The organism is Streptomyces sp. DH12, assembly GCF_020873895.1.
GTDB lineage: Bacteria > Actinomycetota > Actinomycetes > Streptomycetales > Streptomycetaceae > Streptomyces.
Genome location: NZ_JAHWGT010001444.1, coordinates 1 through 410, shown reverse-complemented (window position 1 = coordinate 410; position 410 = coordinate 1). Strand labels below are relative to the sequence as shown.

Annotated in this window: 1 protein-coding gene; it reads right to left on the bottom strand. The window is 73.2% G+C overall.

Annotated elements, in window-relative coordinates:
* Positions 1-410: saccharopine dehydrogenase NADP-binding domain-containing protein (locus tag LPA54_RS40490; RefSeq protein ID WP_228985426.1), on the bottom strand; the 410-nt coding region annotated here is incomplete at both ends.

The window sequence follows — 410 nt, the reverse complement described above, 5'->3', positions numbered from 1 at the left end:
TTCAACGACTGCGCGAAGTCGAAGCCCTCCACCGTGAGGTCCGCGCCGTCGCGGACGCCGAACTCGTCGATATCGTCGAACAGTTCGTCGGCCGCGTAGCGGGCGAACACGTCCGACAGACCCGGCTCCACGCCCATGCCCACCAGCGCCAGCAGCCCGGCCTCCTCCCACGCGGCGGCCTGCGCGAACTGCTCGTCGCCCAGCTTCACCCCGCACTCCTCGTACGGCCGCTCGCCGTGCGGGCGGGACAGCGACATCGCCATGTCGAGATAGGCGGCGCCGCCCGCCCGCGCCGCGCGGAACAGCGGCATCACGAAACGGGGGTCGGTGGCGTCCAGCAGCACGTCGCAGCCGTGCCGCTCCAGCAGCGCCGCCACCTGCGCCTCGTCGCCGGCGTCGACCCGCTCGGC